Source organism: Pseudomonas sp. SDO5522_S412, assembly GCF_054071215.1.
On sequence record NZ_JBSVWQ010000026.1, the window covers coordinates 40,618 to 50,220 of the forward strand.

Below are 9,603 nucleotides of genomic sequence, written 5' to 3' on the forward strand. Positions count from 1 at the left end.
ACTGTCGCGTAACACCAGAAAACCCCCGGTGGCCTTGGCCCCGGGGGTTTTTCATTGCGGACACGGCAATCCGCTAAACGTCAGTAGAAGCGGCGCTCACCACCAACTCCCGAAACCTCTCCAATACCGACGACGTATCACCTACCCGGGTAGCCAGGTGCAACGGCGCCACCAGGCTCCGGCACTCCGAAAGCTCGCGATAAACAATCCCGTCGCCCCGCAACCGTTGCATTGAGGCAGGCACAATCGAAACCCCAAGCCCCGCAGCCACCAGGCTCAATGTCGCCGTCATGCGCGGCGCCTCTTGCACAACCTGCGGGCTGAAACCTGCTTCGCGACACGCCACCAGAATCGCGTCATACAACCCAAGCCCCACCCGGCGGCGATACAGCACAAACGCCTCGGTGGCCAATGCCGCCAATGGCAGCGGCGTCGACGGGTTGATAGCCAGTGGATGATCGGTAGGGAGCGCCAGCAACATTGGCTCTACCAGAATTGGCTGGTCCTGCAACGCCTGCGTCCCGCTCAGCGGCGAGCGAATGAACGCCGCGTCGAGCTTTTCGTGCAGCAACGCGTCCAGCAGTTCACCGGTACCGGCTTCTTCCAGTACCACTGAAACGCCGACAAAGGTTTCCCGAAACAGGCGCAGTACGCTGGGCACAAACGGATGCAAGGCGGCAGAGCTGGTGAAACCAATCGCCAGGCGTCCGCGTTCACCTCGGGCAGCGCGGCGCACAATGTCGGCCACACCATCGACGCCGGCCAAGATATGCCGCGCCTCTTCCAGCAAGGCCAGCCCCGCAGTGGTCGGGCGCACGCCTCGTGGCAGGCGCTCCATCAGCACCACACCCAACTCGGCTTCAAGACTTTGCAACAGGCGGGTCAGCGGCGGTTGCTGCATGCCCAGTCGTTCTGCCGCGCGGGTGATATAGCCTTCTTCGGCAATCGCGACGAAGGCCCTGAGCTGCCTGAGCTCCAGCATAGGAATACTTTTCAGGTATGGGAGATGATCAATCGTGGCATTTGTTCTCATGGATCACAAGATTTAGGCTGTCCTCACTCCTCACAGAAGAAGGAATGCCGCAATGACCTGGTCAGCCAAGCAATACTCGATGTTCGAACAACAGCGCACTCGTCCCGTCCGGGATCTGGTAGCGGCCATCCCTGAGGGTGATGTGCGCACCGCCGTCGACCTGGGTTGCGGCCCGGGCAATTCGACTGAAGTCCTGGCTGATCGCTTTCCGCAGGCAGTGGTCACCGGCATGGACAGTTCCGATGACATGCTGGTCGACGCCCGCAAGCGCCTGCCCGCGTTGAACTTCGAATTGGCTGATATCGGCGCCTGGAACCCTGTGCAGAAATTCGACGTCATCCTCGCCAATGCATCGCTGCAATGGCTGCCTGATCACGCCCCGCTGTATCCGCATTTAGTCAATCAACTGACCTCCGGCGGCACCCTGGCGGTGCAGACGCCCGACAATCTTGACGAGCCGGCCCACAAGCTGGCGCGGGAAGTCGCGGCGGACGGCCCGTGGGCCGCAAAGATCGGCAGCGTCAAACACAATGAACGCCATACCGCGAGCTACTACTTTGAGTTGCTGAGCCAACACTGTTCCACCGTGGATGTATGGCGCACCACTTACCACCATCCGCTGGCAGGTTCCGCCGCGGTGGTGGAGTGGTTCAAGGGTTCGGCGTTGCGTCCATTCCTGGCGCCCCTGACCGAGTCAGAAAGGAACGCCTTCCTCGACGAGTACCTGGCGCGGATCACCAAGGCTTATCCAGCGTTGGCCGATGGCACTGTGTTGCTGCCGTTTCCGCGCCTGTTCATCATCGCTACCCGGTAAGCGCGGAGAGGTCAATCGGCGGACAAGAACTGTTCCGCCGATACCACGCTCGCATAAGCAAACCCCAGCGACGACATAAACGCCGCATGCACCTGGGCTGCCGGCACGACGCTGCCATTGAATTCCAGGTCCCGCGTGGCGCAGGCATCGTGGATCACGGTCACGCTGTAGCCCAGGTCCGACGCGGCGCGCACCACGCCGTCGATGCACATATGGCTCATGCTGCCCACCACCACCAGTTCGGTGATGCTGCGTTGTTCCAGCAGGGCCCGCAGGTTGGTTTCGCGGAACGCATTGACGAAATGCTTGAGCACCACGGGCTCGTCGGCCTGGTTCAGCACCTTGGGGTGCAGGTGTGCACCTTCCGAGCCCGGGGTGAAGAAGGGGGCATCGTCGGAGGTGAATTCGTGGCGTACGTGAATCACCGTATCGCCTGCCTGGCGAAATGCCTGTAGCACTTGCTGCGCCTTGTCTGCCGCCGCGTCCACTCCGTCTAGCGGCCACTTGCCCTGGGGGAAGTAGTCGTTCTGGATATCGATTAGGATGAGCGCTTGCTTGGCCATGTTGGTTTCCTTGTGAGGGTTGATGCGTCCAGTATCCTGGCTGGCGTGACGCCTGGGGATTGGCCGCACCGACAATAACAGAGGGAAAACTGACAATGGCGATCGTCGAGCTCGGCGTGCTGATCTACAGCGGTGCGCAAATGGCCGCCGTGCATGGCTTGACCGACCTGTTCGCGGTCGCCAACCGGATTGCGACCGAGCATCAGTCCGAGCAACTGCCGTCCCTGCGCATCAGCCATTGGCAGGCTGAAACAGGCGGTGCGCCGACCCGTGTATTCGATAGCGAGCCCGGTAGCGGGGATAGGTTGACAGCCTTGCTGATTCCACCCTCCATTGCCGGCTTTTCCGAGGGCCAGGCGTCCGCCGAATTGCTGGATTGGCTGCGCCAGCAACATCGCTCCGGGACCATTCTGGGCGGCGTGTGCGTAGGTTCGATCCTGATGGCGGAAAGCGGCCTGTTGGACGGTCGCAGCGCCACCACGCACTGGACGTCGGCGAAAACCTTCGCCGCCCGTTATCCGGCGATTCGCCTGGAAGCCGACAAACCCATCGTCGACGACGGCGACTTGATCACCACCGCCGGCCTCATGGCCTGGTCCGAATTGGGCCTGCGCCTGGTGGACCGTTTGCTCGGCCCGAGCATCGCTGCCAGCACCGCGCGTTTCCTGGTGATCGAACACAGCGACAGCGCCAGTGAATGCGGCAGTAACTTTGCGCCGATCCTTGCCCATGGCGACGCTGCGATTCTCAAGGTGCAACATTGGCTGCAGGCCAGCGGTGCGGTGGATGTTTCGTTGGCTGCCATGGCGCAGGAGGCGGGACTTGAGGAACGCACCTTCCTGCGACGGTTCCGCGCCGCCGCCGGTTTGAAACCCACCGAATATTGCCAGCACCTGCGTGTCGGCAAGGCGCGCCAAATGCTCGAGTTCACCAACGGCACCATTGATCACATCGCCTGGACCGTGGGGTATCAGGACCCCGGCGCCTTCCGCGCCACCTTCAAGAAAATCACCGGGCTGGCGCCAAGTGATTACCGCAGCCGTTTCGGCGTGACGCCCTCTAAGGCGCAAGCCTGAATCGTGCAGAAAACCGCGACACCTTGAGCATTTCGTGCAGAATAAAACAGGCCAAGTGCTATCGCTTTTCCCGCAACTGATTGATTCCCCGCGCGTTTAAACAAACGCCGCCTTGGCTTGATCCCTGCTACCGTTTCCTTACACACATGGCAGCAGAGCCAAGGGGGACGCATGACCCCGACAAATCGCAAAAAAATCGTGGTGGCGCATTCAATCCGTCCGCAAGCGCCATTGCACGAAGTGGAGACCAACCGCGCCCTGGCCCGTTGGCTGGCGCACGTCCTTGGGCTCAAATATGGCGGCAGCTATAACCCTGAGCTGCACAGTGGGCGCGACCTCTATCTATTGCCCACTCAGACGCTGGTCGGCGCGGCCCAGGCGCGGCAATTCGGCGTCAAAGGCCCTGAGGATTTGTGGGGCGGCTACGTCGATCACGATTTCATCTGCACCAAGGCCATCAGCCACGGTTTGCTGAATAAAAACGCGGTTGCGCCCGAAGGCTGGTCGCCGCTGTTTTCCGAGCGCATCCGCAATGTGGTGCTGGATGGGTTGAGTGTGCACGCCCTGGAAGATGCGCGGCCGGCGGCGACCCATTTGCTGTACACCGGCCCGATCCGTCTCAAGCCCGTGCATGCCTGCGCCGGTCGCGGCCAGGAAGTGATCCGCAGCCTCGACGAGTTCGACGCCATCCTCGCGCGCCCTGATGCGGCGCAATTGTTCAGCGACGGCGTGGTGCTGGAGCAGGACCTGAGTGACGTGGTCACCCACAGTGTCGGCCAGAGCTTTATCGGCGATCACGTTATCAGCTACTGCGGCGATCAATACCTGACCCGGGACGGGCAGGGCGAAGAGGTCTATGGTGGTTCCAACCTGTTGGTGGTCCAGGGCTACTACGAGGATCTGCTCAAGCTCGACCTGCCCGCTGACGTGCGCCTGGCCATCCAGCAAGCGCAGGCCTTCGATAACGCGGCGGATGAGGCCTATCCCGGGTTCTACGCCTCGCGGCGCAATTACGATATCGCCCAGGGCCTGGACAGCGACGGCCAACGCCGCAGCGGCGTGCTCGAGCAATCCTGGCGCATGGGCGGGGCCAGCAGCGCGGAAGTCGCGGCGCTGCAAAGCTTCGTCAACAATCCCGGGCTGCGGGCGATTTATGTCTCGTCGGTAGAAACCTACGTCGACCAGCCACTGCCGGCTGACGCGATCGAGGTGTACCGGGGCCCGGCAGAAAACAGCGACTTTCTTCTCAAGTACGTGACGGTCAAATCCTATGACGGCTAGAAGCGAAACCATTGCCATTGATATCGACGACGAACAGATGAGCGGGACCTTCCTCAGTCCCAAATCGAAAGTACCGGGGGTGTTGTTTGTGCACGGCTGGGGCGGGAGCCAGGAGCGTGACCTGGAACGCGCCAAGGGTATCGCCGGGCTCGGTTGTGTATGCCTTACATTCGACCTGCGCGGCCATGCCGGCAACGGCATTCCGTTATCCCGCGTCACCCGCGAAGACAACCTGCGCGACCTGCTCGCGGCCTACGACCGCCTGTTGTCACACCCGGCCATCGACACCTCGGCGGTGGCGGTGGTTGGCACCAGCTACGGCGGTTACCTGGCCGCCATCCTCACTTCGCTGCGCCCCGTGCGCTGGCTGGCTTTGCGGGTGCCGGCGCTGTACCGCGACCAGGAATGGCTCAAGCCCAAGCGCGACCTCGATAAAGCCGACCTGATGGATTATCGCGGCACCTTTGTGCACGCCGAAACCAATCGCGCGCTGCATGCCTGCGCGGCGTTCACCGGTGATGTGCTGATCGTTGAATCCGAAACGGATGACCACGTGCCCCACGCCACCATCATGAGCTACCGCGCCGCCTGCCAGCAGACGCACTCGCTGACCCACCGGATTATCGACGGTGCGGACCACTCCCTGAGCGACCCTGTGTCCCAGCAGGCCTACACCTCGATCCTGGTGGACTGGATTACCGAGATGGTGGTGGGCGAGCGCTTGAGCATCATCCAGTCGTAGGCGTTTTCTTCACGCGCAACGCCTTGGCCTTGGCTTCGACCGCGAGGTACATCACCAGGGCCACCAGCAACGGCAGGATGAAGTAGATTGCGCGGTAGGCGATCAGCCCCGCGAGCAGACTGCCGCGGGACGCTTCGTGCTGCAGCAAGGCAATGAACACTGCCTCCAGCACACCCAGCCCTGCCGGGATATGCGTGACCACCCCGGCAATGCTGCTGATCAGCAACACCCCGAGCACCACGGGGTAATCCAGCTGCTTGGGCAGCAGGGTAAAAATCACTGCTGCCATCAGCGACCAGTTCAGCGCGCCGAGCGCCAACTGCAACACTGCCATGCGCAGCGACGGCAGGCTGATTTCAATCCCGCGTATCGACCATGCGCGCTTTTTCGACAAGCGACAGGCCAGCAGGTAACCCAGGCTCGCCAGTACCAACAGCACGCCGACGCCTTGCAACGCACCGCTGCTGAGCTTCCACCCCGGCGGCAATGTCACCAGCCCGCTGCTGAATACCGCGCCGGCAATCGCCATGTAGCCGAACCAGTTGGTGGCCAGGCTCAAGCCGAGGATCTTCGCGATGTTCCCGCTGCTCACCCCGAGTCGGGAATACAACCGATAGCGCATGGCGATGCCACCTACCCACGCGCTCAGGTTGAGGTTGAACGCATAGCTGATGATGCCCACCGGCAAAATCTGCTTCCAGCCCAACGGCTGGCGGATGTAGGTGCGGCCGATCAGGTCGAAGCACGAATACACCAGGAAACTGCACAGGGTCAGCGCACCCGCGATGAGCAGCGTGCGCAGCTTGAAGTCGCCCAGGGTGTCGAGCACTTCGCTCCAGTCGATACGCCGGGCGAGCAGGGTGAACAACACGATCAGCACCAGGAAAAACACCACCGTCAGCGGTTTTTTCCAGCGTTTCAAGAAGCCGGGGCGAGCGCTTTCTTCAGCGATGCGAGCTTGGGTCATGATCCGCACGCTCCTCAAGAACGAAGGGTTTCAACCTCGGCTTGTGGGCCGGCAACCAGCCGGTCCACGACGGAAAATGCCGCAGCACATGGAACACCACGAAACCCACGGTCACCCGCCAGAACCAGCCGCGAGGCGCGCGGTTTTCCGGCATGGTCTTGCAGTGGTTCTGGCTCAGGTATTCCAGGCGCTCGAACAACTGCTGGTTGAAGGCACGATCACGAACCAGCACATTCGCCTCCAGGTTCAGCGACAGGCTCAACGGGTCGAGATTGCTCGAACCCACCGTGCTCCACTCTTCATCCACCAGCGCCACCTTGCCGTGCAACGGACGCTGGCAGTACTCGTGGATCACCACGCCTTCCTTGAGCAAATAGTCATAGAGCATGCGTGCCGCCAGCTTGGCCAGCAGCACATCCGGCTGGCCCTGCATGATCAACTGCACGTGCACGCCGCGCCGCGCGGCATTACGAATTTCCCGCAGCAGGCGGTAGCCGGGAAAGAAATAGGCGTTGGCGATCACCACCCGCCGCTCGGCCTTGCGCAGGGCGTGCAGGTAGGCCTCCTCGATATCGGTACGGTGTTGCAGATTGTCCCGGTAGATCAGCCGTACCAGGCCATCGCCATCGCCGGCAGCCCATGGCGACGGGCGTTGCTCGCGCCGCCAGCCGCGCCGCTTGCGCACACGCCGGCCACTTTGTGCGAGGGCGAAATGATGCAGGTCGGCGACTGCCGGGCCCTGCACCTGCACGGCATAATCCTGCTTGGCCTCGGGGCCGAAATCCCCCAGGTGATCCGCCGAGAAATTGATCCCGCCGATAAACGCCACACTGGCATCCACCACCACAATCTTGCGGTGCAGGCGGCGAAACCAGTTGGTGCGAAAACCCAATGTCTTGCTCGCCGGGTCGAACATCTGCACGGTCACGCCGGCCTGGCTCAATTCGCTGAGAAACCCCGGTGTCAGCTCACCACAACCAAAGCCATCGAGGCTGGCGACGACCTTGACGCCACGCTGCGCCGCCTCGATCAAAATGCCTTTGAGCTCGTGGCCGACCTTGTCTTCGAAAAGGATAAAGGTCTCCAGCAAGATCTCCCGCTGGGCCTGGCGCATCGCCTCGAACACTTTGGGAAAGTAGGCCTCGCCGTTCTCCAGCAACTCGATCTGGTTACCGCTCTGCCAGCCGTAATCCAGATCCCGGGCCACGGCATCGTCCGGCGGTTGGTCGGTCGCGATGTGTTCCACCGCGACCTTTTCCAGTGGTGCGCTGTTCATAGCTCGATCTCCACCGACAGCGGCGCATGGTCCGACAAGTGTGACCACGGGCGGCTGGTCAGGACTTGGGGCTGATGCACCTTGAGGTTGCGCACATAGATGCGGTCCAGCGGCAGCAGCGGCAGGCGCGCCGGGAAGGTGCGGGCCGGCTTGCCGTGGGTTTCGATAAACACTTCCCGCAGCCCGCAGTGGGCGAGATCGGCGCGCTGGCGCCAGTCATTGAAATCACCGGCGACAATCACCGGCGCGTCGGCGGGAATCTCGGCGACCCGCTGCGCGATCAGGCGCAGTTGCTGCTGGCGATGGACTTCCCGCAGCCCCAGGTGCACGCAGATGGCATGCACGTCCTGCACGTTGCCCGGCAAGCGCAGCACGCAATGCAGCAGCCCGCGACTTTCGTGCCCGCTCTGGGAGATGTCGAGATTGTCGTAGCGGATGATCTGGAATTTTGACAGCAACGCATTACCGTGGTCGCCATGGGGATACACCGCGTTGCGACCGTAGGCGTATTGCGGCCAGATACTGTCGGCGAGGAACTCGTACTGCGGCATGCTCGGCCAGTTGCTGTAGCGCTTGGGATGGCGCTCGTGGGTGCCGTGGATTTCCTGGAGGAACACCACGTCGGCGGCCACGCTGCGGATCGCCTCGCGCAACTCGGGCAGGATGAAGCGCCGGTTGAGCGCGGTGAAGCCCTTGTGGGTATTGACCGTCAGCACCCTGAAGCGGGTGATGGTTTCGCTGGGCGTGGTTGGCATCAGTTCCGGATGGGTCATGACAGCACCCCCGTGTCCGGCAACTTGCCGGGTTCGGTGGCCAGTGCCTGATCCAGGCCAAAACGCTGCAGTAATTGGCGCGCGTCGAAGGGCGCGCGCACCTTGATGTCGTTATCGAAGTAGCAAAACACCTCGCGCTGCTTGCGGGCGCGGGGTTTGTGCTTCGGGTCGATCAACTGTGCATCGGCGGGTTGTTTGCCGTGGCTCCAGCGTTCGATGCGATTGCCCCAGCGCTTGAGCGCTTCGGACGTATAGCCGCTGGCATACAGCGCTTTGTCCCCATGCAGGCGCAGGTACACAAAGTTGGCCGTGACGTCTTCCAGGTACGGCCACTTGCCGGCTGTGTCGGCCACCACCAGGGCCACGCCGTGCTTGTCGAGCATCTCGACAAACTCCGGCACGGCGAAACTCTTGTGGCGAATCTCCACCGCATGGCGCAGCGGCTTTTTACCGTGGGCTTGCAGGCTCGCCTTGCCGTTCAGGCGCGGCTCATGCTCGCGGGCGAGGGCGGCGGCCTGCTGGGTAGTAGTGGGTAATTCGGCGAGAAAGGCTTCAAACAACGGCGGGTCGAATTTGAAACTGGGCGGGAACTGCCAGAGGATCGGCCCGAGCTTTTCCTTGAGTTCCAGCACCCCGGAGGCGAAGAAATTCGCCATCGGCTTGTGCACCTCCCGCAACCGCAGGATATGCGTGATATAGCGCGGCGCCTTGACGCTGAACACAAACCCTTCAGGCGTGTCGCCATACCACTCGGCGTAGCGCTTGGGTGTTTGCAGCGCGTAGAACGAGCCGTTGATCTCGATGCTGTTGACCGCCCGTGAGGCAAACCGCAGCTCGCGCTTCTGGGTCAGGCCCTCGGGGTAGAAATCCCCCCGCCAGGGCGTGTAGCGCCAGCCGGAAATGCCGATATGAATCGCGGCCATGATGACTCCCGTGGGTTAACTGTGTGGTGACCTCCGTTTTTGGATGACTGTGAGGATCGGGAGAAAGTTTCGACGGTCCTACAGACGGCACCTCTCAAAATGTGGGAGCGGGCTTGCTCGCGAAAGCGGTGGGTCAGTCGATGTCTCTGTTGACT

10 protein-coding genes are annotated in these 9,603 nt (G+C 62.1%); 4 read left to right on the forward strand and 6 right to left on the reverse strand.

The annotated features are described in order from the left end of the window. Positions 1-73 precede the first annotated feature (73 nt). Complete coding sequence (locus ACW9I6_RS08890) at positions 74-982, reverse strand: LysR family transcriptional regulator (RefSeq protein ID WP_174717791.1); 909 nt, start codon at positions 980-982, stop codon at positions 74-76. 103 nt (positions 983-1,085) lie between these two features. Here ACW9I6_RS08890 and tam point away from each other — a divergent pair, with 103 nt between their 5' ends. Next, complete coding sequence (gene tam, locus ACW9I6_RS08895; protein WP_457339191.1) at positions 1,086-1,847, forward strand: trans-aconitate 2-methyltransferase; 762 nt, start codon at positions 1,086-1,088, stop codon at positions 1,845-1,847. A gap of 11 nt (positions 1,848-1,858) precedes the next feature. Here the strand turns inward: tam and ACW9I6_RS08900 are convergent, their stop codons facing one another. Next, the gene (locus ACW9I6_RS08900; protein ID WP_102370002.1) at positions 1,859-2,410 is read right to left on the reverse strand and encodes a cysteine hydrolase family protein; all 552 of its coding nucleotides are present in this window, start codon (positions 2,408-2,410) and stop codon (positions 1,859-1,861) included. Positions 2,411-2,505: 95 nt separating this feature from the next. On the opposite strand from ACW9I6_RS08900, the gene ACW9I6_RS08905 reads away from it, so the two are divergent. The 3 genes from ACW9I6_RS08905 (at position 2,506) to ACW9I6_RS08915 (ending at position 5,509) form a co-directional block, all read left to right on the forward strand. After that, positions 2,506-3,486, forward strand: a complete 981-nt coding sequence (locus tag ACW9I6_RS08905; RefSeq protein WP_457339192.1) for a GlxA family transcriptional regulator — start codon at positions 2,506-2,508, stop codon at positions 3,484-3,486. Positions 3,487-3,657: 171 nt separating this feature from the next. After that, positions 3,658-4,767, forward strand: coding sequence for a DUF3182 family protein (locus tag ACW9I6_RS08910; protein ID WP_457339193.1), 1,110 nt, complete (start codon positions 3,658-3,660; stop codon positions 4,765-4,767). Next, on the forward strand, positions 4,757-5,509 hold the full coding sequence (locus ACW9I6_RS08915) for an alpha/beta hydrolase family protein (protein ID WP_003210032.1): 753 nt from the start codon (positions 4,757-4,759) through the stop codon (positions 5,507-5,509). Before ACW9I6_RS08910 ends, ACW9I6_RS08915 begins: the two co-directional genes overlap by 11 nt. Here the strand turns inward: ACW9I6_RS08915 and ACW9I6_RS08920 are convergent. Genes ACW9I6_RS08920 through ACW9I6_RS08935 form a run of 4 tightly spaced genes read right to left on the reverse strand, consistent with a single transcriptional unit; the run spans position 5,496 to position 9,448 of the window. Further along, positions 5,496-6,476 (reverse strand): lysylphosphatidylglycerol synthase domain-containing protein, encoded by a 981-nt coding sequence (locus tag ACW9I6_RS08920; RefSeq protein WP_177021471.1) that lies wholly within the window; start codon positions 6,474-6,476, stop codon positions 5,496-5,498. The genes ACW9I6_RS08915 and ACW9I6_RS08920 overlap by 14 nt on opposite strands. Further along, positions 6,454-7,752 (reverse strand): cardiolipin synthase ClsB, encoded by a 1,299-nt coding sequence (gene clsB, locus ACW9I6_RS08925; protein WP_457339194.1) that lies wholly within the window; start codon positions 7,750-7,752, stop codon positions 6,454-6,456. Before clsB ends, ACW9I6_RS08920 begins: the two co-directional genes overlap by 23 nt. Next, a complete protein-coding gene (locus ACW9I6_RS08930) occupies positions 7,749-8,525 on the reverse strand; it encodes an endonuclease/exonuclease/phosphatase family protein (protein WP_008436458.1) in 777 nt (258 codons plus the stop codon). Before ACW9I6_RS08930 ends, clsB begins: the two co-directional genes overlap by 4 nt. Further along, on the reverse strand, positions 8,522-9,448 hold the full coding sequence (locus ACW9I6_RS08935; RefSeq protein ID WP_457339195.1) for a DUF72 domain-containing protein: 927 nt from the start codon (positions 9,446-9,448) through the stop codon (positions 8,522-8,524). Before ACW9I6_RS08935 ends, ACW9I6_RS08930 begins: the two co-directional genes overlap by 4 nt. Positions 9,449-9,603 lie beyond the last annotated feature (155 nt).